Source organism: Leminorella richardii, assembly GCF_900478135.1.
Classification (GTDB): Bacteria; Pseudomonadota; Gammaproteobacteria; order Enterobacterales; family Enterobacteriaceae; genus Leminorella; species Leminorella richardii.
The window spans coordinates 427501-450507 of sequence record NZ_LS483470.1; the positions used below are offsets into that span (position 1 = coordinate 427501).

The window sequence follows — 23007 nt, forward strand, 5'->3', positions numbered from 1 at the left end:
GCCGAAAGGCGTAGTCGATGGGAAACGGGTTAATATTCCCGTACTTGGTGTTACTGCGAAGGGGGGACGAAGAAGGCTAGGCCGGCCGGGTGACGGTTATCCCGGTTTAAGCGTGTAGGTGGGCAGTCCTGGTAAATCCGGTCTGCTGTATAACACTGAGGCGTGATGACGAGTCTCTACGGAGATGAAGTGGTTGATGCCCTGCTTCCAGGAAAAGCCTCTAAGCATCAGGTAACACGAAATCGTACCCCAAACCGACACAGGTGGTCAGGTAGAGAATACTCAGGCGCTTGGGAGAACTCGGGTGAAGGAACTAGGCAAAATGGTGCCGTAACTTCGGGAGAAGGCACGCTGGCAGTAGGTGAAGTGGCTTGCCCATGGAGCCGAAGCCAGTCGAAGATACCAGCTGGCTGCAACTGTTTATTAAAAACACAGCACTGTGCAAACACGAAAGTGGACGTATACGGTGTGACGCCTGCCCGGTGCTGGAAGGTTAATTGATGGGGTTAGCGTAAGCGAAGCTCTTGATCGAAGCCCCAGTAAACGGCGGCCGTAACTATAACGGTCCTAAGGTAGCGAAATTCCTTGTCGGGTAAGTTCCGACCTGCACGAATGGCGTAATGATGGCCAGGCTGTCTCCACCCGAGACCCAGTGAAATTGAACTCGCAGTGAAGATGCTGTGTACCCGCGGCAAGACGGAAAGACCCCGTGAACCTTTACTATAGCTTGACACGGAACATTGAACCTTGATGTGTAGGATAGGTGGGAGGCTTTGAAGCATGTACGCCAGTACGTGTGGAGCCAACCTTGAAATACCACCCTTTAATGTTTGATGTTCTAACTTAGCCCCGTTATCCGGGGTGAGGACAGTGTCTGGTGGGTAGTTTGACTGGGGCGGTCTCCTCCCAAAGAGTAACGGAGGAGCACGAAGGTTGGCTAATCCTGGTCGGACATCAGGAGGTTAGTGCAAAGGCATAAGCCAGCTTGACTGCGAGAGTGACGGCTCGAGCAGGTACGAAAGTAGGTCTTAGTGATCCGGTGGTTCTGTATGGAAGGGCCATCGCTCAACGGATAAAAGGTACTCCGGGGATAACAGGCTGATACCGCCCAAGAGTTCATATCGACGGCGGTGTTTGGCACCTCGATGTCGGCTCATCACATCCTGGGGCTGAAGTAGGTCCCAAGGGTACGGCTGTTCGCCGTTTAAAGTGGTACGCGAGCTGGGTTTAGAACGTCGTGAGACAGTTCGGTCCCTATCTGCCGTGGGCGCTGGAAGATTGAGGGGGGTTGCTCCTAGTACGAGAGGACCGGAGTGAACGCACCGCTGGTGTTCGGGTTGTGATGCCAATTGCATTGCCCGGTAGCTACGTGCGGAAAAGATAAGCGCTGAAAGCATCTAAGCGCGAAACTTGCCCCGAGATGAGTCTTCCCTGGGATTTTAAGTCCCCTAAAGGAACGTTAAAGACCATGACGTAGATAGGCTGGATGTGTAAGTGCAGCGATGTATTGAGCTAACCAGTACTAATGAACCGTGAGGCTTAACCTTACAACGCCGAAGGCGTTTTGAGACGAGAGACGAAGAGAATTATTGAGCTTGTTGAAGGATTGAAGTTCGTGGTTGGGTTGTTGGTAGAACAACAGCGTCAACGGTGAACAATACAGACTTTGCCTGGCGGCGATAGCGCGGTGGTCCCACCTGACCCCATGCCGAACTCAGAAGTGAAACGCCGTAGCGCCGATGGTAGTGTGGGGCTTCCCCATGCGAGAGTAGGGAACTGCCAGGCTCTTAATTTAAAGAAGAAACAGAAGGCCACTCGAGAGAGTGGCCTTTTTGTGTTTGTAGGGTTTATAACGGCGATTGCGGAGTGTTGTGATAAAAAGCTGTAGCGCCGAGGGTAGTGTGGGGCTTCCCCCTGCGAGAGTAGGACAAAAGGCAAAGCCTTTTGAACGTTGCAACGCAACGGCCCGAAGGGTGAACCTTGAAGAGGTTCATCAACTGCCAGGCTCTTAATTTAGAAAGAAACAGAAGGCCACTCGGAAGAGTGGCCTTTTTGTGTTTGTAGGGTTTATAACAGCGCGTGCTGCATTTGTATCCTTCTTAGTAAGTCCCATTTTTATTGTGTTCTACAATTCAAGTTACTCGCAGTATCTCGCAACATCGAACACAATCAATTCTTCATTTTCCTTTTCACTAAAGAAAAGTCGCTGATTGCAGCAGCTTTTTTACTTTTTAGCATTAGGTAAATCGCCCTTAGGGCGCGTTTGGCTCTCGACAGCTGATACAAAAGACGTTATCTTTAGCGGTATAGAAGTCTAAATGTATAAACGTATAAATGGATATTTGAGGATCTAGCAATGCCAATTCGTATTCCTGATGAACTGCCCGCCGTTAACGTATTGCGTGATGAGAACGTCTTTGTGATGGAATCTTCACGCGCAAGCCATCAGGACATCCGTCCGCTAAAGATCCTTATCCTTAACCTGATGCCGAAAAAAATTGAGACTGAGAATCAATTTTTACGCCTGCTTTCTAACTCGTCCCTGCAGCTGGACATTCAACTTCTGAGAATAGACAACCACGAGTCTAAAAATACGCCCACAGAGCATCTGGATAGCTTCTATTGCAATTTTGAAGATATCCGTGAGCAAAACTTCGACGGTCTGATTGTTACCGGCGCACCGCTGGGGCTAGTTGAGTTTAAAGACGTCTCTTATTGGGATCAGATCGAGCGTATTACGCTGTGGGCTAAAGAGCACGTCACGTCGACGCTGTTTGTGTGTTGGGCGGTGCAGGCCGCGCTAAACATTCTTTATAATATTCCTAAAATTACAATGACCGAGAAGCTCTCCGGCGTTTACTGGCATTCTGTTACCCAGCCGCTGGCGCTGCTCACCCGCGGCTTTGACGATCGCTTCCTTGCTCCCCATTCACGCTATGCGGGTTTTCCCTCTGAGGCTATTCGCCAGCATACGGATCTGGATATTTACGCAGAATCAGAGCAGACCGGTGCATATCTGTTTGCCAGCCGCGATCGCCGCTTTGCCTTTGCGACCGGGCATCCTGAATATGATGCTCACACGTTGGCGGCGGAGTTCTTTCGCGATTTGAACGCTGGACTGAATCCCGCACTGCCCGAGAACTATTTTCCTAACGATGATATTGAGTCAGAGCCGAAGGCTACCTGGCGCAGCCACGGCTATTTACTGTTTAACAACTGGCTTAACTATTTTGTTTATCAGAGAACACCGTATGATTTAAGCCAGATGAATCCGACTATGGATTAGTATTTCACTGGCGGTGGGCGAAGTATTACGGGGTCTGAAACAATTCATTTATCGTTAGAGGTTATTTTGGCAAACCATACTGAGACGTTAGCGCAACAACTGTCAAAGCGTATTCTGATTCTGGACGGCGGCATGGGCACGATGATCCAAAGCAATCGTCTTGAAGAACAGGATTATAGAGGAGAGCGGTTTGCTGACTGGCCGTGCGATCTGAAGGGTAACAACGACCTACTGGTATTAACTAAGCCGGATGTTATCTCTGCTATTCACGACGCCTACCTTGAGGCCGGTGCGGACATTCTTGAAACAAACACCTTTAACGCTACTGCTATCGCGATGGCCGACTACCAGATGGAGTCTTTGGCTGCTGAGATTAACTATGAGGGAGCTCGTCTGGCCAGAGCCTGTGCCGATGTGTGGTCGGCCAAAACGCCGGACAGGCCTCGCTACGTTGCCGGCATCTTGGGACCGACTAACCGCACAGCCTCCATCTCCCCTAATGTCAACGATCCTGCCTTTCGCAACGTCACGTTTGACGGGCTGGTAGAGGCCTATACCGAATCGACGACCGCGCTGATTCAAGGCGGCGTCGATCTCATTATGATCGAGACTATCTTTGATACGCTAAATGCCAAGGCGGCGATTTTTGCCGTAGAGGGCGTTTTTGAGGCACTTGGTGTCAGGCTGCCGGTGATGATTTCTGGAACAATCACTGATGCGTCAGGCCGGACGCTGTCAGGGCAGACAACAGAAGCCTTCTATAACTCTTTGCGCCACGTGAAGCCTATCTCTTTCGGCCTTAACTGCGCCCTAGGCCCTGATGAGCTACGCCAGTACGTGGCGGAGCTGTCTCGTATCGCTGAATGCTTTGTTTCCGTTCACCCTAACGCGGGTCTACCTAACGCCTTTGGCGGCTACGATCTTGAGCCTGATGAGATGGCTGCGCAGGTTGCTGAATGGGCTCGTTCAGGCATGGTGAATATCGTTGGCGGCTGTTGTGGAACGACGCCAGCCCATATCGCAGCAATGGCAAACGCGGTTGCTAGCATAGCTCCCCGTAAAGTGCCTTCCCTTTCTGTCGCCTGTCGTTTGTCTGGGCTAGAGCCGCTTAACATTGATTCGTCTACGCTGTTTGTTAACGTTGGCGAACGCACTAACGTAACTGGCTCGGCAAAGTTTAAACGACTGATAAAAGAAGAAAAGTATTCAGAAGCGCTGGATGTAGCGCTTCAGCAGGTAGAAAACGGCGCCCAAATTATTGATATCAATATGGACGAGGGCATGCTGGATGCAGAAGCGGCAATGGTGCGCTTCCTCAACCTGATTGCAGGGGAGCCGGATATTGCACGGGTGCCCATTATGATCGACTCTTCTAAATGGGAAGTTATTGAGAAGGGGCTTAAGTGCATTCAGGGGAAAGGCATTGTTAACTCTATCTCGATGAAAGAGGGAGAAGACAAGTTTATCCAACAGGCTCGACTGGTGCGCCGCTACGGTGCTGCCATGGTTGTTATGGCCTTTGACGAACAGGGGCAAGCAGACACCCGAGCTCGCAAGATTGAAATTTGCCGCCGCGCCTACCGGATTTTGACGGACGTTGTTGGCTTCCCGCCGGAAGACATCATTTTTGACCCTAACATTTTTGCCGTTGCGACCGGTATTGAAGAGCACAATAACTACGCGCTCGACTTTATTGAAGCCTGCGGCGACATTAAGTCTGAGCTTCCCCACGCGCTGATTTCCGGCGGCGTTTCTAACGTTTCCTTTTCTTTCCGCGGTAATGAGCCGGTTCGTGAAGCTATTCACGCCGTATTTCTGTACCACGCTATCAAGAACGGCATGGATATGGGGATCGTCAACGCCGGCCAGCTGGCGATTTATGACGACTTGCCTGCCGAGCTGAAAGAGGCGGTTGAAGACGTGGTGCTAAACCGTCGTTTGGATGGAACGGAGCGGCTGTTGACGGTAGCGGAAAAATATCGAAGCAGCTCAGCGGACGATGAGTCAAACAAGCAGCAGGCAGAGTGGCGAGGCTGGCCGGTCAACAAGCGTCTGGAATACGCGCTGATTAAAGGCATCACGGAATTTATTGAAGCCGATACCGAAGAGGCTCGTCAGCAGGCGACACTGCCGCTGGAAGTGATTGAAGGGCCACTGATGGCCGGTATGAACACCGTCGGCGATCTGTTTGGTGAGGGGAAAATGTTCCTGCCGCAGGTTGTGAAGTCTGCGCGCGTTATGAAACAGGCTGTGGCCTATCTTGAGCCCTATATTGAGGCGAGCAAGCAGAAAGGCGCAACGGCGGGAAAAATTCTGCTGGCGACAGTTAAAGGCGACGTTCACGACATTGGTAAGAATATCGTCGGCGTTGTTTTGCAATGTAATAACTACGAGATTATCGATCTTGGCGTAATGGTGCCGACCGAGAAGATCCTGAAAACCGCCAGAGAAGAGAAGGTTGATATTATTGGCCTATCAGGGCTGATTACTCCTTCACTGGATGAAATGGTGAACGTCGCCAAAGAAATGGAGCGTCAGGGCTTTACTCTGCCGCTACTGATCGGTGGGGCGACTACGTCCAAGGCTCATACTGCGGTTAAAATCGAGCAGAACTACAGTGGGCCTACGGTATACGTTCAGAATGCATCGCGCAGCGTCGGCGTTTGCTCCGCTTTGCTTTCCGATGCGCAGCGGGATGACTTTGTTGCAAGAACGCGTAAAGAGTATGAAACCGTCAGGATCCAGCACGCTCGGAAAAAGCCCAGAACGGCGCCTATCGTACTGCAGGCTGCCCGAGACAACGGATGGACGTGTGACTGGAACAGCTACGTTCCGCCAGTGCCAAAGACGCTGGGCGTACAAGAGGTCGAGGCCAGTATCGAGACGTTAAGACGCTATATCGACTGGACACCGTTCTTTATGACCTGGTCGCTAGCGGGTAAATACCCTCGGATCCTTGAGGATGAGGTGGTGGGTGAGGAGGCCACTCGCCTGTTTGCCGATGCTAACAGCATGCTAGACCAGCTTGCTGAAGGACAGAAGATTACGCCTCGCGGCGTGATGGGTATTTTCCCGGCTAATCGCGTGGGAGATGACGTTGAAATATACGCTGATGAAGATCGTCGAAACGTGTTGACTGTAGGCCACCACCTGCGCCAGCAAACCGAGAAAACCGATTTTCCTAACTACTGTCTGGCTGATTTTGTCGCAGCGAAAGAGAGCGGTCTGGCAGACTATATCGGCGCGTTTGCGGTAACCGGTGGCTTAGAAGAAGACGCGCTGGCGCAGGCCTACGAGGCAGTTCATGATGACTATAACAAGATCATGGTGAAGGCGCTTTCCGACCGCTTGGCAGAGGCGTTTGCTGAGTATTTACACGAGCGAGTGCGTAAAGATATTTGGGGCTATGCCGCGGATGAAGCGCTCAGCAACGAAGAGCTTATTCGGGAAAACTATCAGGGTATTCGACCTGCGCCGGGCTATGCAGCATGTCCAGAACACACTGAAAAGAGCGCCATTTGGCAGCTGTTGGTGGTTGAAGAGCGGATTGGCATGAAGCTAACGGAGTCTTATGCCATGTGGCCGGGAGCTTCGGTATCCGGCTGGTACTTTAGCCACCCAGACAGCAAATACTTCGCTGTTGCTCAAATCCAGCGGGATCAGGTGGAAGACTACGCCGCGCGTAAAGGAATGAGTATTGCCGACGTTGAGCGCTGGCTGGCGCCAAACCTAGGGTACGATGCGGATTAGTGTCTGAAGTCTATCTACAGAAGTATTCTGGATAATATAAGAAAACGGTAGCCAATTTATTCAGATTGGCTACCGTTTTTCTTAAGCGATCAGTAAAGACCGATAATTTTCCACCAGGCCAGACCGAGGGTCAGGAAAATGGCCTGATTGAACAGACTGACGACAAACCCCGTTTTCCACCAGGTGCCCGTTGGCACATAGCCTGCACCAAACAAAATCGGGCCGCGGGCGTGAGAGTACTGAGTCAGCGAACAGTAGAGGCTGCTGGTAAAGGCCAGCATCAGCGCCATTGGCGCGGCAGGAATGTGCAGGCTAATCCCTACGCCGAGGAATACAGCATACAGCGCCGCAATCTGCGCGTTGCCGCTGGCGAAGAAGTAGTGGGTGTAGAAATAGGCCGCGTTCAGTATCAGCAGGATCAGGATCCAGCTGCTGTCTCCCATGACGATACCCACATATTTTCCGATTTCGTCGCCAAACCAGCTGGTAAAACCAAGTTTTTTAAGTTGGTTAGCCATCATTAGCAGGGCTGCGAACCAGATTAGTGTATCCCAAGCGCCTTTTTCGCTTTTTACGTCTTCCCAGGTCAATACGCCGGAAAGCAGCAAGAAAGAGAGGCCAACGAAAGACGCGGTAGTGGCGTCGACGCCTAAAGCATCGCCGAAAATCCACAGTACCAGCAGTAAAACGACGGTCGCTGCCATGATCCACTCGCTGCGGGTCATGTTCCCCATTTTTGCCAGTTCGCTTTTCGCCAATTCCGGTGCGTCAGGCGTGTATTTGATTTCCGGCTTAGTCAGCCAGTACACCAGCAGCGGCACGATGATGAGCGATGCCAGACACGGAACGACAGCGGCCACAAACCAGCTGCCCCAGGTTAGCGTTACGCCGGCATTCGCCGCAAGCTTCATGGCTAGCAGGTTGCCGGTATAGCCCGTCATAAACATGGCCGCAGTGACATCGTTAACGTTGCCGATACAGGTGATCAGGAATGTGCCGATTTTATTGCGGGACTCGTCTTCAGGCCTAGAGTCAAAGCTGCGGGCCAGAGAGTCGGCAATAGGGTATATCACGCCGCCGCAGCGAGCGGTATTGCTTGGCATCGCCGGCGAGAGGATCAGGTCAGCTACGGCAAGCCCATAGGCCAGTCCTAGCGTTCTTTTTCCCAGCAGGCGGATCATCTGTAGCGCGATGCGGCGCCCGAGACCGGTTTTAATAAAGCCTCTGGCGATCATAAAGGCTACGACGATAAGCCAGATAAGTGAGCTGTTGAGATCGCTGAGAGCGACTAGGATCGCGTCCGAGGCAGTTTTAGAACCTGCTGCGTAGGTGAGAGCAAAAACGGTAATGCCGATAAGGCCAACGGCACCAATGGGAAGCACCTTGGCGACAATACAGGCGATAGTGGCGATGAATACAATGGCAGAATGCCAGGCTGGAGCGCTCAGCCCTTCGGGCGGCGAGATATGCCACAGAACGGTAGCACAGGTCGTGATGATGATGAGCGGGAGCCATTTAACTGGGGAAAGCTTAGTTGAGGCCACGAGACGTCCTTACTATGAACGGAAAACGAAAAAAAGGACAAAGACATGTGCCTTTGTCCAGCTATATTAGAATAGTCACCCGTTGGGATTTTTTCGTTTGTAAGGTTGTGACCAAATGTAAACAGAAAGGCGTCTTGTTGCTTGACCGCTAAGCGAACGGATTAGCCCGCTCGCTTAGGGTAGGTGAAACGCTTCAGTCAGGGCTATTTGTTACACTTTTCGTGGGTTTTCCCTGCCAGTAACCGGCCAGAAGAGATCCAGACAGGTTGTGCCACACCGAGAATAGAGCTCCCGGTAGTGCGGCAACGGCAGAGAAGTACTGTGCTCCTAGCGTAGCGGCAAGGCCGGAGTTCTGCATGCCGACTTCAATGGCCAGTGTCCGGCAGGTAGACTCATCAAATCCGCACAGTCTCCCGCCCCAGTAGCCACCTAATAGGCCAATGGCGTTGTGTAATACAACGGCGATAGCGACGACAAATCCTACTGAAGCGATGTGGCTTTGGCTCTTGGCAACTACCGCACTGATAATGGCGAGTATGCAAATCATGGATAGTGCCGGAAGGAATGGCTCTATGCGCTTCACCAGATTGGGCAGAGTATGGTGAATAATCAGGCCTGCGCCGATCGGAATAACGACGATTTGTAAAATGGACATCAGCATGCCCATGACGTCAACATTGATCGATGCGTCTACATATAAGTAGGTCAGCAAAGGCGTTGCAAAAACGCCGACCAGCGTTGAAACAGAAGAAATAGTCACTGAAAGGGCAACATCTCCACGAGCCAGATAGATCATCACGTTAGATGCTGTGCCGCTGGCAACGCTGCCCACCAGAATCATCCCCGCAGCGAGATCTGCCGGCATGCTAAACAGCTTAGCCAGAATCCAGGCCGCCAGAGGCATGATGAGATAGTGAAGCAGGGTACAGGCAATAACGGGCATCGGGCGCGTAACGACTCGCTTAAAGTCACCAAGATTAAGGGTAACGCCCATAGCGAACATAATCAGCATCAGCAAGTAGCTAACGTTGGGCGCAATGCCCGTAAAGGTGCTAGGGGTAAAATAGGCTGCCGCTGACAGCAGAACCGCCCACAGCGGAAACAGGCGCGTAATTTTAGCTAACATGTTGTGTGTATTCCTTATTGAGACGTATGTTGTGCTTTGCAGGGGGTTTGCCCGCCCTGTTTTTGTTTTTATTTACGTTACCAGTGTCGTGCTGAAGGCGTTGGTAAAAATAAATGGGCAACGAGAGTCGTTGCCCATTCAACATTATTGCAAAATAACGCTGTCATTCAAACAGATTGCGGTGCAGCGTCTTCACTACATGTTCAGCATCGCTACCGGGAACCAGCAGGCAAAGGTTATGGCTGCTGGCGCCGTAGGAAATCATGCGGATGTTAAACGGCTCCAGAACGCCAAATACCTCTTTGCCGACGCCACGAGCCTGAGCAAGCTGGTTGCCGATAAGCGCGACCAAAGCCAGATCTTCCTCAACTTCAACGCGACAGAGTGAAGACAGTTCTGTCAGCAGCGCGCTGGTCAGAAGGCTGGCACCGCAGGTTGATGAGCCCGCGGTATCCAGCGTTAGCGCAATGCTGACTTCTGAGGTAGTAATCAGATCCACGGAGATGTGGTGATTGGCCAGAATGCTGAAAATTTTGGCCAAAAAGCCGCGTGCGTGCAGCATATTCAGGCTGTGCAGAGTGAGTAGAGTTTGCTTACGGCGCAGCGCAAGAGCGCGAAACAGCGGTGGATTCGTCGTTTTATCACAGACTAGCGTGCCGCCAGCGGCAACGTCTTTGCTAGAGCCGACAAACACTGGGATCCCACGGCGGACAGCGGGAATCAGCGTCGCAGGGTGAAGAATTTTAGCGCCAAAGGTGGCCATTTCTGCCGCTTCTTCAAAGCCAATTTCATCAATACGCTGCGCGTTGGGAACGATTCGCGGATCGGTGGTGTAAATGCCGGGAACGTCAGTCCAGATATCTACGCGCTTTGCGTTGAGGGCTTCGCCCAGCAGTGCTGCGGTATAGTCGCTGCCGCCTCGACCCAAAGTCGTGGTTCTTCCCTTGCCTTCACTGCCGATAAAGCCTTGGGTGATCACTAGCGCGCCGGAGCTAATTCTCGGGGCAAGATGCTGTTCACTGAGAGAAGACAGGGCTTCGACTTCAGGTTCAGCCTTGCCGAAGCGGTCATCTGTCTTCATGACGCGGCGAACGTCAAACCATTCAGCGTTAACGCTGCGGCTTCTTAATAGCTCAACGAACAGCAGTGTCGACATCAGTTCGCCGTGGCTGACCAGCTCATCGGTCAGCGCCTCGGAGGTGGCGAGGCTAGCTGCTTCTGAAAGGGTGGTAATGTTTTCCAGCATTCTGTCGATTTCTTCTCTTACCACGTCAGAGCCCGGCAGAGTGTCCAGAATTTGGTACTGAATGGCGCGGATCTGCGCGATTTTATCGGTGCGGAGATCTGGGTTACAGCCGTTGGCTAGGTCGACCAGCAGATTGGTCACGCCCGCAGACGCCGACAGTACGACGACGCGCACGTCTGGGTTTGATAAAACGACGTTAGCGGAGTTGTTCATGGCGTCGCTGTTTGCAACGCTGGTGCCGCCAAACTTGGCAATAACGATTTGAGACATGTAAAAATTCCCCGTGTCAGGTGGGGCCAACGAGGCCCTTATTATTCATCAGCCTTGGCACAAAGGAAGCGCGGTAAACAGGGAGCAGGCGTAGGACGGAAGCACTACGATACACCCAGAAGCGCCCCACCTTGCCAGAACCTTTTACTGCGAAACGCAATCGCGGCGCGGGTTCTACTTTCCGCAATATGTCTGCGGAGTACATTGGTGACAACCCAAGGGATTCAGCCCTTGTGGTCGACGACATTCCCATTCGGTAGGAAAATCGCCTCGGCGTCATATCCCCTAGAGTGTCTTCTTCGGATACCGATTCCTCTGACACTTTACCTGAATGACGCGCCTCTTCTGGCTTGCGTACAGGATACGCAAGTAGGCCTTAACAAATAGCGGGTTATGGCGGCGGTGTCAATGGCGAGGCTTTGTTTACTCTTGTTTTTTGTCATTTTTTGAAGAGATATTCGATTTGTTTTTGCTGATTTCAGTATAGGCTTCAGCTGAAAGCGTTAGGCTGATTTGCTTTTTCGATATGAGAATCTGGCTTTCGCCCTATTAGTATAATTATTAATTAAAATGACTGGTTAAAGGCGCATTGAAAGAATGATCTAACGAGAAGAGCATCGACGCGTGGGTAGCACGTGCCGATGCTTTGACGAGAAGATGAGTTTCAGGTGCTACCGTTAGTCTGCAACTACGGTAAAACGCTGGCGTATATGTTTACCCTGTTCCACTTCGTCAATCATTGCAATGGCATAGTCTGAGTAGCTGATGGTGCTGTTCCCCTCAGCATTAACCAGCAGTCGATCTCTTCCGAGCGTATAGACGCCAGTACGCTTGCCGTCGGCAATAAACATCGCCGCTGGGCTGAGGTAGGTCCAATTCACATCCGGACGCGCTCTCAGCTTAAGGAAGGCTTCCCCCATATTGCTGGCAGTCGGCTTATAGGCGTCGGGGAAATCTGGCGTATCTACCACTCGCAGAGTAAGGGCGTCGTCAAGGTAGAGGCTACCTGCACCGCCAACAACCAACAGTCGCGTTTTGGGCTGGTTAGCCAACAGGTCGGCCAAATGAGCTAGCGAAGTCTGATGCTGAACCTCATGCCCGGCTGGCGCATTAAAAGCGTCGATGACTGCGTCAAAAGAGGCTAAATCCTCAGTCGTCAGATCGAACAGGCTTTTTTCCAGCACGTTTACCGACAGGTTAGCTACGCTTGCCGCACGCCTGACGATAGCGGTAACGTGATGACCTCGCGCTAAGGCTTCTTGTGCAATAAGGCTGCCGGCTTTGCCGCCAGCGCCAATGATAGCGATATTCATAATGTGTTCTCCGTTATGCGCCAAGCAGTAGGGGCGCGTTTCTGTGGCTTAAACTAAGCCTATGCTCTTTCTATTGTTTTAAAAATAGAGTATTTAAATATGCTCTGTTGCAGAAATTGAGCGAATAAATGGACCAGTTAACCGCAATGAAGGTTTTCGTTGAGGCCGTTGAACGAGGAAGCCTAACGTCAGCCGCAGACAGACTGGGGCTGTCGCGAGCAAAGGCCTCTCGGTATTTGGCATTTCTAGAACATCAGATGGGAGTGCGGTTGCTACACCGCTCGACCCGCAGTCTTAGCCTAACGGGGGAGGGGCAGCAGGCGCTGGTGGACTGCCGCCAGATTCTGGATGTGCAGGAAAGAATGTTCTCTAGACGCAGTGAGCAAGCCTCGAAGCCTAAAGGTGAACTGCGTATCACCTGCAGCCAGTCTTTTAGTCAGGCCTACTTAGCGGGCGTCATTGCGGAATATGCGCTGCGCTATCCCGACGTCAGTATCGATATACAGTTGCTGGAGCATAGCGTCAATTTGGTGGATGAACGCATTGATCTGGCGATTCGGATAACGAATACACTGGATCCCAGCGTTATTGCTAAGCCATTGGGAACCTGTCATGCGCCTCTCCAGCCTACCTAAAGGCAAAAGGAAGACCCGACGAGCCGGACGCGCTGCTAAACCACGTTTGCCTGACTCACTCGCAGTTTGAAACCTACCGCTGGCGCTTTCAGTCTTTGCCGTCTGAGGAGTGGATTAAAGTTGCGGTGAAAGGGCAGATTCGGGCTAATGACGTAACGGTTCTGAAGCAGGCTGCGCTGGCGGGGGTTGGTATCGCTATGTTGCCGACCTATCTGGTGAGAGAGGAAATAGCCTCTGGTCAGTTGGAGGCTTTACTGCCGAACTGGCCTCTGTTACCGCTGGGGATCTATGCGATTTACACCTCCCGTTTGCATATGCCGGCCTCAATGAGAACTCTGCTGGATTTTCTTGATGAAAAGTTCAGCGCTGACGACTTTTGGCAAAATAACAGATTGTTGTAACAGATTTTTTTTCGAGTACGCGTCTATAATTTAAAAATCAGCGCTAAAGGCTGAATCCAGCCAGCGTTCATCCTGTCGATAGAATGTGGCTATTGGTGAAAGTCATATTTCCGAAGCGCAAACGGGATACAATCGGCAGCGCACTATCTTTGTCTTATGAATTCAGGGGAGCCACAATGAAAAGCATTAACCCAACGACAACGGCAGCATGGCGGGCGCTAGACGCGCACTTTAGCGCGATGAAGGACGTCACAATAGGCGAGCTTTTTGCCAAGGATACAGCGCGGTTTTCCCGCTTTAGCACCGAGTTTGAAGGGCAAATGCTGGTGGATTTCTCTAAAAACCGCATTACCGATGAGACGCTGTCTCTTTTAAGGGCGCTGGCGGAAGAGTGCGACCTGTCGGGGGCTACCAAAGCGATGTTCAGCGGCGAGAAAATTAACCGCACCGAAGATCGCGCCGTGCTGCATGTGGCTTTACGCAACCGCACCAATACACCGATTCTGGTCGACGGCAAAGACGTTATGCCAGAGGTTAACGCGGTGCTGGAAAAAATGCGTTCATTCTGCCGTCGCGTAATCAGCGGCGAATGGAAAGGCTATACCGGTAAAGCGATAACAGACATTGTAAACATCGGCATTGGTGGCTCCGATCTGGGGCCTTATATGGTGACTGAAGCGCTACGGCCCTATAAGAATCACTTAAACGTACACTTTGTTTCCAACGTTGATGCCACCCATATGGTGGAAACCCTGCGAGACCTGAGCCCAGAAACTACGCTGTTTTTGGTGGCGTCAAAAACCTTTACCACGCAGGAAACCATGACGAACGCCCATACCGCTCGGGACTGGTTCCTCAGCGCGGGCAAGCCGGAGGACGTCGCCAAGCACTTCGCTGCACTGTCGACGAATGCGAAGGCGGTGGCTGAATTTGGCATTGATACTGACAATATGTTTGAGTTCTGGGACTGGGTCGGCGGGCGCTACTCTCTGTGGTCTGCTATTGGCCTGTCAATCGCCCTTTCCATTGGTTTCGACAACTTTGAGAAATTGCTGTGCGGTGCCCACGCGATGGACAACCACTTTGCCCACACGCCGCTGGCGCAGAATCTCCCGGTGACGCTGGCGCTGATTGGTCTGTGGTACAGCAATTTCCACGGTGCCGAGACGGAAGCCATACTGCCTTACGATCAGTATATGCATCGCTTTGCGGCCTATTTCCAGCAGGGAAATATGGAATCCAATGGCAAATATGTCGACCGCAATGGAGAGGTCGTTTCCTACCAAACTGGGCCGATTATCTGGGGCGAGCCGGGGACTAACGGTCAACACGCGTTTTATCAACTGATCCATCAGGGAACTAAGCTGATCCCCTGTGACTTTATCGCACCGGCTAAAAGCCACAATCCGCTGGGAGATCACCACGCGAAGCTGCTGTCGAACTTCTTTGCTCAAACGGAAGCGCTGGCATTCGGTAAGTCAGTGGACGAGGTGCGCGCAGAGTTCGACAGGGCGGGAAAGGCGCCTGAAGAGGTTGCATCGGTTGTTCCCTTTAAGGTTTTTGAAGGCAACCGCCCGACTAACTCTATTTTGTTGAAAGAGGTTACGCCTTATAGCCTAGGTGCACTGATAGCGCTCTATGAGCACAAGATATTTACTCAAGGCGTGATTTTAAACATATTCAGCTTTGACCAGTGGGGCGTTGAGCTGGGCAAGCAGCTGGCGGGGCGTATTCAGCCAGAACTGGTAGACAATAAGGACATCAGTAGCCACGACTCCTCTACCAACGGCCTGATTAATGCCTATAAGCGCTGGCGCTAGTGCGGCTGAATGCTATTTTCGGGAGGCGTAGTGCCTCCTGTTTTATTGGGATCTTTTCAGAGGCGAAGAATTATGTCGGATAACGCAAAACGCAGAATGTGGATAGCCAACGTGATGCAAACGGTGTTGAACATCGGCCTACTGCTGCTGGGCGCCATTCTGATTGTGTTTCTGGTGAAAGAGACCTACGCGTTAATTCAGGTGCTGTTTGTTAACTCAGCTCAGTCATCAAGCTACTTGCTGATTGAAGGCATCGTTATCTACTTTCTCTACTTCGAGTTTATTGCCCTGATAGTTAAGTATTTTCAATCAGGTTATCATTTCCCACTCCGCTATTTTATCTATATCGGCATTACCGCCATTATTCGACTGATCATTGTTGACCACAAAGATCCGATGGATACGCTTGTGTATGCCTGTGCCATCCTGGTGCTGGTAGTGGCGCTGTATTTAGCCAATACTGATCGCCTAAAGCGTGAGTAAAAATACGCCAAATATTGCAGGGTCATTAGGCTGTGGCTGCATTAAATGTGTCCATCGTGTTTGCTGCCGTTTGTTTTACGCTACAATAGTCGCGTTTTTTCTGTCGAAGCCCTTTTCGCGGGCTAACTAAAGGCTCAAGCACAAATGAAACAGACGCTCTCCGTACCTCGCTGGAAAGAGAGACATTGGCGACCCTCGCAGCGCGGTGAGCTAAATCAGCGACAGTCTGAATGGCTGCTGGAAACAGGCTCGATGACCTGTCGCTGTGAACAGTTTTGCCAGTCCGTGACGGTTCAGCCGCAGTTTGAAGGCTTTGTTGCCGCATCGCAGCTGGGAAATGAAGGTGCGGAGCTGCCAGCAGACGATCGCTATTGGATTCGTGAGATCTTTCTGTTTGGTGATACTATTCCGTGGATATGGGCTCGCACGGTAGTGCCCGCGAAAACGCTCGACGGGCCGCTGGCTGAGGTCGCCTCTTTAGGAAAAATACCGCTAGGGCGCTATCTGTTTGGCCACGCGGAGCCTGAGCGGGACTATATTCACGTGTCGTTAGATGATGGGCTATGGGGCAGGCGTTCTCGCTTTCGTCTGTCGGGAAGCCCTTTGCTGCTGACGGAAATTTTTTTGCCAGCGGCACCGCTGTACTGACTGGGGGAGAAGGTGACTCAAACCAAATGGCTGGCATACTGCCGTTTGATGCGTATCAATAAGCCTATCGGCGCTCTGCTGCTGCTTTGGCCAACGCTCTGGGCGCTATGGCTGGCGGGCAGTGAAATGCCGAACGTGTCGATTTTACTGATTTTTGTTGTTGGCGTTTTTTTAATGCGGGCTGCGGGCTGCGTGATAAACGACTTTGCCGATCGTCACTTTGACGGGCACGTTGAACGCACACAGTCTCGCCCTATGCCGAGCGGCGCGGTTACGGAGAAAGAGAGTAAAGTGCTGTTTTTAGCGCTGGTGACGCTCTCTTTTCTGCTGGTGCTGATGCTAAATCATCTAACCATTGGGCTCTCTTTTGCCGCGCTGCTGCTGGCTTGGATGTACCCTTTCATGAAGCGCTTTACCCACTTTCCTCAGGTAATTTTGGGGGTAGCGTTTGGCTGGTCGATTCCTATGGCCTATGCGGCAGTTAGCAATGCTCTACCGATGAGCTGCTGGCTACTGCTGTTTGCCAATATCTGCTGGACTGTCGCCTACGATACCCAGTACGCCATGGTGGATCGTAATGACGACATTAAAATTGGCGTTAAGTCGACGGCTATTCTGTTTGGCCGATACGACAAGCTGATTATTGGCCTGCTACAGTTTGTGGCGCTGCTGTCTCTGTGTGCGGTTGGCTACCTTAACCATCTTGGTGGGCCTTTTTACTGGTCGCTGCTGTTGGCGGGAGCGATGTTTGTCTATCAGCAGCAGCTGATCGCAGAACGCGAAAGGGATAAATGCTTCCAGGCCTTTATGAATAATAACTATGTTGGGCTGGTGGTTTTTCTGGGTGTCTTTATGGACATTGTTATGAAGTAAACGTTATGAAGTAAACATCAGCTATCTGAATATAAAACAAAACGGGCCGCAGTGGCCCGTTTGCTTTTCTGCCAGAAGCTTATGAGGCTTCTGCTTCTTGAGACGATTCCCCCAGAGACTGACTAACGCTCTCTATGGTCAGCGTAACCTCAGGCGTCATCAGGTGAGTCAGCATGTCGTACATTGACTGGATGTTCTCTGGAATAGCGTCGCCGTGGTCATTGATATAGCCAGCGCTGCGCAGCGTTGCAACCAGAGTAGAGAATACCGCCTTGTCGAAAAACTCCGGCGCGTTGATGCCGTGAAGCACGGACAGACGCTGGGCAAGCTGGCGACTTTCTTTTTCCAGCACGCCGCGGCTGATGCTCGGGTTATTACGCAGTAGGGATAGCGTAATTGTGTAGCGTTGGAGGGTTTCTCTTACTCCGGCAGCCAACAGCTGCAGAGGCCTGATTTTGGCCGGATTTAGCACCAACTGGCCGTCTTCGCGCTGTTTGATGAGGCTCTGACGCAGTAGTTCATTAATGAGCGTTTCGATAACCTGCGGGAGCTCGCTCTCTTCATAGTGCATAAAGAGTTCTGCGCGCAGCAGGGGATAAATGAGAGAAATTTTGTTAGCAACGTCTTTTCGGGACACGCCGTCATGGTGCATAACGATACTGGCAAGCAGCGATGGCAACACCAGCATGTGGTGAATGTTGTTGCGGTAGTAAGTCATCAGGACAGCCTGCTCGCGAGGCAGAATAATAATTTCTCCTGCACCGTCCTTCTCAACGTCAAACTTGCTCATCTTAAGCGCGTGAGCCAGCATTTGCTCCGGCGTATCGCTGGAGACAGTGGCGTCCTGTGCGTAAGGTACGTTGCGCAGAAGCTGAACGTAGCAGTCAAGCTGTTCAAGCAGCTGTTCACGCGTTAAGGCGCGCTGGCGAGAGGCAAGCAGTGCCGTACAGCACAGGTTCATGGCATTGGCGGCAGCGGCATTGTTAATGTTGGTCATCAGCCGGTCAGCAATTTGGTTAACCGTTGGAGTCAGCCAGCTTGGGCGAGGCGTTTCGATTGGGTCAATGTACTCTCGCCAGTCAGGAACGTTCTGATTGAGATAGGTCATCAGGGGAATTGGTTCACCAAAGTTAACGTATCCCATGCCCAGATTCCGCAGCTTGCGCATTGTGCGAACGACCTGCCAGAGGCTCTCTTTTTCCTTCGTCGCCCCGCGTAGCTCTTTGGCGTAAGTACCTACTTCCATAACGTGTTCATAGCCGATATAGACAGGAACAACGGTAATAGGGCGAGTGCCTCCGCGCAGCATGGCCTGAATGGTCATCGACAGCGTACCCGTTTTAGGCTCCAACAGACGGCCGGTGCGCGAGCGCCCGCCTTCAACGAAGTACTCTACAGAATAGCCGCGGCTAAATAGCTCGCCGAGGTATTCACGGAAAACGGTGGAGTAGAGCTTATTGCCTTTGAACGTCCGACGAATAAAGAAGGCGCCCAGGCGGCGGAAAATTGGCCCGGCTGGCCAGAAGTTCAGGTTGATGCCTGCGGCGATGTGCGGCGGAACCAGCCCTTGATGATAGAGCACGTAGGAAAGCAGCAGGTAGTCCATATGGCTACGATGGCTCGGTGCATAGACAATGCCGTGGCCGTCCTGCGCCAGCCTGCGAACGCGTTCTGCGTTGTGAACCTTAATCCCCTGGTAGAGGCGGTTCCAGGTCCAACTTAGCACCCTGTCAGTAACGCGTAGGGTTTCATAGGTAAAGTTAGCGGCGATTTCTTCCATCATGTCTACGGCGTTTTGCTGCGCCTTAGCAATAGGGATCTTCTTGGATGCCGCTTCTTCCTCTACGGCTTTCTCAATGGCCTTAGAGGTTAAAAGCTTATTAAATAGATCCTGGCGAACGGGAAGCTTAGGGCCGGTGGCGGCAAGCCGCAGACGGGAGAAGTGCATGCGCGCTACGCGAGCCAGCTTCTGGGCAATCGTCTTATCAGTACCGTGTTCGTCAGCCATGTGGCGGAGCGAAACGATGCGCGAGAAGCGGACAAAGCTATCGCGGCCAAGCCAAAGGATGACGAAGAACTTTTGAATACCGTTAAACAGGCGAAGGCGAGGCCCGTCGTGAGACTCATGGCCTTCACGGCCGGGAGAGCGACCAAACATCACAGAAACCGGCACCATCTGAATATCCAGAGTGGGGTGATTGCGGTGCAGATCGAGGTAGTCGTGAAACAGCTTCACTGACTCTTCTTTTGGCGCATAGTAGCTAAAAACGCGCGGGCCATCGTGAATGAATACATAGCGTGGAAGCAGCTGACCATCTATCTCAAACGGCTCAAGAGGATCGGGTAATTCTTGTGCCAGACACTGGGCGCGCAGCGTTAGCAGGTCTGCCTTTGAGTTATAGGGCAGAACGTACAGAATTGGGCGAGTGGTATCCAGACCTAAATCGGCCACCGGATCGGTAGGAATACATTTGCTACGAACCAACGTTTTTATAGGAATATTCAACAGTTTATAGTAAAGATTTCGCCAACCGGACATAGATAACGTGTGCCTCTTACTGGATAATGAAACGCAAGAATACCAGAACTGTACGCAATCTGTGATGATGTGGTTACTGATAATTGCTAAAATTTGGAAAGAATCTGCCAATCAACGGTGAATAAATGAATCAGGCAACAGGATTGACGCGTATCGTAAAGGCCGCAGGGTACTCGTGGAAGGGATTATGCGCCGCTTGGCGGCACGAAGCGGCGTTTCGCCAGGAAAGCATTCTGTTTATTGTCGCAGCAGCAGTCGCGTGCTGGCTCGATGTCTCCCTCGTTGAACGAATTTTGCTAATAGGCTCGGTCGCACTCATGGTGGTCTTTGAACTGCTAAACAGTGCGATAGAGGCCGTTGTCGATCGCATCGGCAGCGAGCGCCATGAGCTTTCTGGTAGAGCTAAGGATATGGGATCTGCTGCGGTACTGATAGCGGCTCTGATTGCGCTGTTTATCTGGGGCAGCATACTGTATCAGCACTTCTGGGGAGCTGCCTGACTGTCTGTCAGGCGATCAGACGAGTTTAGTTGCGAGGGCTACGAGCCGAAGTGTACGCAGTGTGGATCATGCGGCGCTTCTGTTCAACCTGCTCCATCAGCCAGCGATAGAGAGGATGGCTGCTGTCGGCCAGATAGTGTATCTGTGTATCGCCCCAGCTTTCATATTCAAAGGCCAGTTCGTCTTCGAGGTAATGAAAGCCGATAATGATGCGGGAGTGAAGCCTGCTCCAGTCGCAGTGTTCACAGCCCGCATCTAGCTGCTTTTTTATGTGCAGCCCCGGTGCTGGAAGGATAAAGTGACGATGGCAGACGGTGCACTGAGACTCTCGCGTTTTGGCATTTATCACGTGAATACCGTCACAGTGCTTTTTTCCCGTAATAAATGCGCCGTAGCGGATATATTCGTTGATAGCTATTTCCCTGATGAGTATCCGTAGTTTTTATTCTGTTATCGTTTATTTATAAATAAAAAGTAAAGACGACGTGAGTTAAATAATTTACTTAAAACGAGAGGTTCCCCAGATCATTTTTTTGCATTAAACAGTCTTAATGCTTTTAATTCTATCGTATTCGCTTTTTTCAAATAAAAAAGAGAGGAGAAAGGGATAAGGCTTTCTCCCCCTGAATTGAAAATGCAATATTTCGTTTATAATGCATCGTTACAGCACGTAGCGATGTGGCGCCATTTTCCAGCACCATCAGCTGGTTGTCAATTAATTTATAAAGTAAACTATTTCTTTGTGAATAGAGTTTGATTCTGAAAAAATACAAGATGAAATTCCCCTTTATTTGGCTTTAGGCAGTGCGTCAGTTTGCTATTTTTAAATTTTATGAAATATTCCTTATTGCTTTGGCAAATGACGTCTTGCTTTATATACATACTTTTTATTAATTAAGTCTTTTGATGCACGATCGAAACGTTAATCATTCGTTATAACAATAGGAAAAAGTACCATTACGTTATTTTATGTGCTATTTCCGATGGGGATGGTAAATATAGTTCAAATGAATCATCGTTCCTTTTCTGAGGACTCTTTAGGATGCATTTTTAGATACGCCTCGTAATTATGTTGTTTAGTGGTTCCCATATGTCTGATACCTGTATATACTCACAGCATTACTGTATAAAAAAACAGGCTGAAGGAATCGAGAGATGAAAGCATTAACCGCTAGGCAGCAACAGATCTATGACATGATTCGCGAGCATATTGGTCAGTCCGGTATGCCGCCAACCAGAGCGGAAATTGCCAGAACGCTCGGCTTTAAGTCCCCTAATGCTGCAGAAGAGCACCTGAAAGCAATGGCGAGAAAGGGCGTTATTGAAATCGTTACTGGTGCTTCCCGAGGGATTCGGCTGTTGATGGAAGAGGCGGAGGAAGAGACGGGCCTGCCGCTGATTGGGCGAGTTGCCGCAGGGGAACCTCTGCTGGCACAGGAGCATATTGAAAGCCACTACCGCGTCGATCCGGCGCTGTTTCGCCCACACGCTGACTTTTTGCTACGGGTTAGCGGTATGTCCATGAAAGACATCGGGATCGTCGATGGCGATCTTTTAGCCGTTCACAAGACGCAGGATGTCCGCAACGGGCAGGTTGTGGTTGCGCGCATCGACGATGAAGTCACCGTCAAGCGTCTCAAAAAGCAGGGCAACGTCGTTCAGCTGCTGCCGGAAAATGAAGAGTTCTCTCCGATTGTAGTTGACCTAAGCGAGCAGAGCCTGACGATCGAAGGCTTAGCCGTTGGCGTTATCCGTAACGGTGATTGGATGTAAGAAATATCAAGCTGACCGATCGAGTACACTGATGCTGCTTCGGTCAGCGCGTTAACGCTAAAAGCGCCTTCGGGCGCTTTTTTTACGTGCGGAGTTTGGGTTCAGTTGTCGAGAGGGGGTAAGCGAGAGCCCTATGGGAGCTAACGGAGCTATGCGCTTTGCTTATTGCACTGGCCACAGGTACCGTGCGTTTCAAGCACGCTGTGCTGAATGGTGAAGCTGCTTTCATCCGCCAGCGACTTAAGCAGTTTGTCTATACCTTTAGCGTGGTGCTCAGCCACCAGTCCACAGCTGTCGCAGATAAACAGGGCGGAGGTATGCAGCGGTTCACCAACGTGGTGACAAACGACGTAGCTGTTGGTGGACTCAATCTTGTGAATAAAGCCCTGTTCAAGAAGAAAATCGAGAGCGCGATAAACCGTAGGCGGCTTCGCCTGTGGTTCTGATTCCCGCAGCAGGTCTAGCAGATCGTAAGCGCTGATGGCATTTGGCTGCTCGGCCATTAGCTGCAAAACCAGCTGACGCTGTGGCGTCAGGCGAACGGCTCGCTGTTCACACAGCTTTTGCGCTTTGGCTAACATTGAGGTGATGTTAACTGAGACCATCTTACTTCTCTCCTGATAAACAGAAAGCCAATACTACCACGCTAGAGCAAGAACGCCGATAGGGAGCTTTACGCATCCGTGAGCCGTGTGGGAGAAAGGCGCTTGGCGCTGAGGCTTTATTCGCTTGCTGTGTTACAATTATCGGCCTTTTATGACGCTGCTGTGCTGAAAATAAAGCACAGCAGCGACTTTGAT

17 protein-coding genes, 2 rRNA genes and 1 riboswitch (1 of these 20 only partly in view) are annotated in these 23007 nt (G+C 51.3%); of the genes, 12 read left to right on the forward strand and 7 right to left on the reverse strand.

Annotation, left to right across the window (positions count from 1 at the left end; genetic code table 11):
• The 4 genes from DQM29_RS02105 to metH form a co-directional block, all read left to right on the forward strand.
• Positions 1-1547 (forward strand): 23S ribosomal RNA (locus tag DQM29_RS02105); it begins 1451 nt to the left of the window's first position.
• 122 nt (positions 1548-1669) lie between these two features.
• Positions 1670-1785 (forward strand): 5S ribosomal RNA (rrf, locus tag DQM29_RS02110).
• 571 nt (positions 1786-2356) lie between these two features.
• On the forward strand, positions 2357-3286 hold the full coding sequence (gene metA / locus DQM29_RS02115) for a homoserine O-acetyltransferase MetA (protein WP_111739081.1): 930 nt from the start codon (positions 2357-2359) through the stop codon (positions 3284-3286).
• A gap of 66 nt (positions 3287-3352) precedes the next feature.
• Positions 3353-7036, forward strand: a complete 3684-nt coding sequence (gene metH / locus DQM29_RS02120; protein WP_145960326.1) for a methionine synthase — start codon at positions 3353-3355, stop codon at positions 7034-7036.
• 89 nt (positions 7037-7125) lie between these two features.
• Here the strand turns inward: metH and DQM29_RS02125 are convergent, their stop codons facing one another.
• From DQM29_RS02125 to DQM29_RS02140, 4 genes are all read right to left on the reverse strand, one after another.
• Entirely contained in the window at positions 7126-8580 is a 1455-nt protein-coding gene (locus tag DQM29_RS02125) for a DASS family sodium-coupled anion symporter (protein ID WP_111739083.1), read from the reverse strand.
• Positions 8581-8773: 193 nt separating this feature from the next.
• The gene (gene panS / locus DQM29_RS02130; RefSeq protein ID WP_111739084.1) at positions 8774-9706 is read right to left on the reverse strand and encodes a ketopantoate/pantoate/pantothenate transporter PanS; all 933 of its coding nucleotides are present in this window, start codon (positions 9704-9706) and stop codon (positions 8774-8776) included.
• 163 nt (positions 9707-9869) lie between these two features.
• A complete protein-coding gene (lysC, locus tag DQM29_RS02135) occupies positions 9870-11222 on the reverse strand; it encodes a lysine-sensitive aspartokinase 3 (protein WP_111739085.1) in 1353 nt (450 codons plus the stop codon).
• A gap of 111 nt (positions 11223-11333) precedes the next feature.
• Positions 11334-11575, reverse strand: a riboswitch (Lysine riboswitch).
• A gap of 324 nt (positions 11576-11899) precedes the next feature.
• On the reverse strand, positions 11900-12535 hold the full coding sequence (locus DQM29_RS02140) for an NAD(P)-dependent oxidoreductase (protein WP_111739086.1): 636 nt from the start codon (positions 12533-12535) through the stop codon (positions 11900-11902).
• Positions 12536-12663: 128 nt separating this feature from the next.
• On the opposite strand from DQM29_RS02140, the gene DQM29_RS18535 reads away from it, so the two are divergent.
• The 6 genes from DQM29_RS18535 (at position 12664) to ubiA (ending at position 17395) form a co-directional block, all read left to right on the forward strand.
• Positions 12664-13170 carry a LysR family transcriptional regulator gene (locus DQM29_RS18535; RefSeq protein ID WP_269472282.1) on the forward strand — a complete coding sequence of 169 codons (507 nt, stop codon included), beginning with the start codon at positions 12664-12666 and terminating at the stop codon, positions 13168-13170.
• Positions 13171-13202: 32 nt separating this feature from the next.
• Positions 13203-13571, forward strand: a complete 369-nt coding sequence (locus tag DQM29_RS18540; protein ID WP_269472294.1) for a LysR substrate-binding domain-containing protein — start codon at positions 13203-13205, stop codon at positions 13569-13571.
• Positions 13572-13747: 176 nt separating this feature from the next.
• Positions 13748-15391, forward strand: coding sequence for a glucose-6-phosphate isomerase (pgi, locus tag DQM29_RS02150; RefSeq protein ID WP_111739087.1), 1644 nt, complete (start codon positions 13748-13750; stop codon positions 15389-15391).
• 72 nt (positions 15392-15463) lie between these two features.
• The gene (psiE, locus tag DQM29_RS02155) at positions 15464-15874 is read left to right on the forward strand and encodes a phosphate-starvation-inducible protein PsiE (protein ID WP_111739088.1); all 411 of its coding nucleotides are present in this window, start codon (positions 15464-15466) and stop codon (positions 15872-15874) included.
• Positions 15875-16018: 144 nt separating this feature from the next.
• Positions 16019-16522 carry a chorismate lyase gene (gene ubiC, locus DQM29_RS02160; RefSeq protein WP_111739089.1) on the forward strand — a complete coding sequence of 168 codons (504 nt, stop codon included), beginning with the start codon at positions 16019-16021 and terminating at the stop codon, positions 16520-16522.
• 48 nt (positions 16523-16570) lie between these two features.
• Entirely contained in the window at positions 16571-17395 is an 825-nt protein-coding gene (gene ubiA / locus DQM29_RS02165; RefSeq protein WP_232054941.1) for a 4-hydroxybenzoate octaprenyltransferase, read from the forward strand.
• Between the two features lie 79 nt (positions 17396-17474).
• On the opposite strand, the gene plsB is transcribed toward ubiA, so the two are convergent.
• The gene (gene plsB / locus DQM29_RS02170; RefSeq protein ID WP_111739091.1) at positions 17475-19934 is read right to left on the reverse strand and encodes a glycerol-3-phosphate 1-O-acyltransferase PlsB; all 2460 of its coding nucleotides are present in this window, start codon (positions 19932-19934) and stop codon (positions 17475-17477) included.
• A gap of 125 nt (positions 19935-20059) precedes the next feature.
• Here plsB and DQM29_RS02175 point away from each other — a divergent pair, with 125 nt between their 5' ends.
• The gene (locus tag DQM29_RS02175; protein ID WP_111739092.1) at positions 20060-20434 is read left to right on the forward strand and encodes a diacylglycerol kinase; all 375 of its coding nucleotides are present in this window, start codon (positions 20060-20062) and stop codon (positions 20432-20434) included.
• Positions 20435-20459: 25 nt separating this feature from the next.
• Here DQM29_RS02175 and DQM29_RS02180 read toward each other — a convergent pair whose 3' ends face one another.
• On the reverse strand, positions 20460-20783 hold the full coding sequence (locus tag DQM29_RS02180; protein ID WP_111739093.1) for a hypothetical protein: 324 nt from the start codon (positions 20781-20783) through the stop codon (positions 20460-20462).
• An 806-nt stretch (positions 20784-21589) separates the two neighbouring features.
• Between DQM29_RS02180 and lexA the strand changes: the two genes are divergently transcribed.
• Positions 21590-22207, forward strand: coding sequence for a transcriptional repressor LexA (gene lexA / locus DQM29_RS02185; protein ID WP_111739094.1), 618 nt, complete (start codon positions 21590-21592; stop codon positions 22205-22207).
• 149 nt (positions 22208-22356) lie between these two features.
• On the opposite strand, the gene zur is transcribed toward lexA, so the two are convergent.
• Complete coding sequence (zur, locus tag DQM29_RS02190) at positions 22357-22812, reverse strand: zinc uptake transcriptional repressor Zur (RefSeq protein ID WP_111739095.1); 456 nt, start codon at positions 22810-22812, stop codon at positions 22357-22359.
• Between the last annotated feature and the right edge of the window lie 195 nt (positions 22813-23007).

What these genes read in the sequence shown, in the direction of transcription:
- pgi (WP_111739087.1), top strand. Translation starts at nt 13,748, where the DNA reads ATGAAAAGCATTAACCCAACGACAACGGCAGCATGGCGGGCGCTAGAC.
- plsB (WP_111739091.1), bottom strand. Translation starts at nt 19,934, where the DNA reads ATGTCCGGTTGGCGAAATCTTTACTATAAACTGTTGAATATTCCTATA.
- zur (WP_111739095.1), bottom strand. Translation starts at nt 22,812, where the DNA reads ATGGTCTCAGTTAACATCACCTCAATGTTAGCCAAAGCGCAAAAGCTG.
- panS (WP_111739084.1), bottom strand. Translation starts at nt 9,706, where the DNA reads ATGTTAGCTAAAATTACGCGCCTGTTTCCGCTGTGGGCGGTTCTGCTG.
- metA (WP_111739081.1), top strand. Translation starts at nt 2,357, where the DNA reads ATGCCAATTCGTATTCCTGATGAACTGCCCGCCGTTAACGTATTGCGT.
- ubiC (WP_111739089.1), top strand. Translation starts at nt 16,019, where the DNA reads ATGAAACAGACGCTCTCCGTACCTCGCTGGAAAGAGAGACATTGGCGA.
- lexA (WP_111739094.1), top strand. Translation starts at nt 21,590, where the DNA reads ATGAAAGCATTAACCGCTAGGCAGCAACAGATCTATGACATGATTCGC.
- psiE (WP_111739088.1), top strand. Translation starts at nt 15,464, where the DNA reads ATGTCGGATAACGCAAAACGCAGAATGTGGATAGCCAACGTGATGCAA.
- DQM29_RS02140 (WP_111739086.1), bottom strand. Translation starts at nt 12,535, where the DNA reads ATGAATATCGCTATCATTGGCGCTGGCGGCAAAGCCGGCAGCCTTATT.
- ubiA (WP_232054941.1), top strand. Translation starts at nt 16,571, where the DNA reads ATGCGTATCAATAAGCCTATCGGCGCTCTGCTGCTGCTTTGGCCAACG.
- DQM29_RS02175 (WP_111739092.1), top strand. Translation starts at nt 20,060, where the DNA reads ATGAATCAGGCAACAGGATTGACGCGTATCGTAAAGGCCGCAGGGTAC.
- DQM29_RS18535 (WP_269472282.1), top strand. Translation starts at nt 12,664, where the DNA reads ATGGACCAGTTAACCGCAATGAAGGTTTTCGTTGAGGCCGTTGAACGA.
- lysC (WP_111739085.1), bottom strand. Translation starts at nt 11,222, where the DNA reads ATGTCTCAAATCGTTATTGCCAAGTTTGGCGGCACCAGCGTTGCAAAC.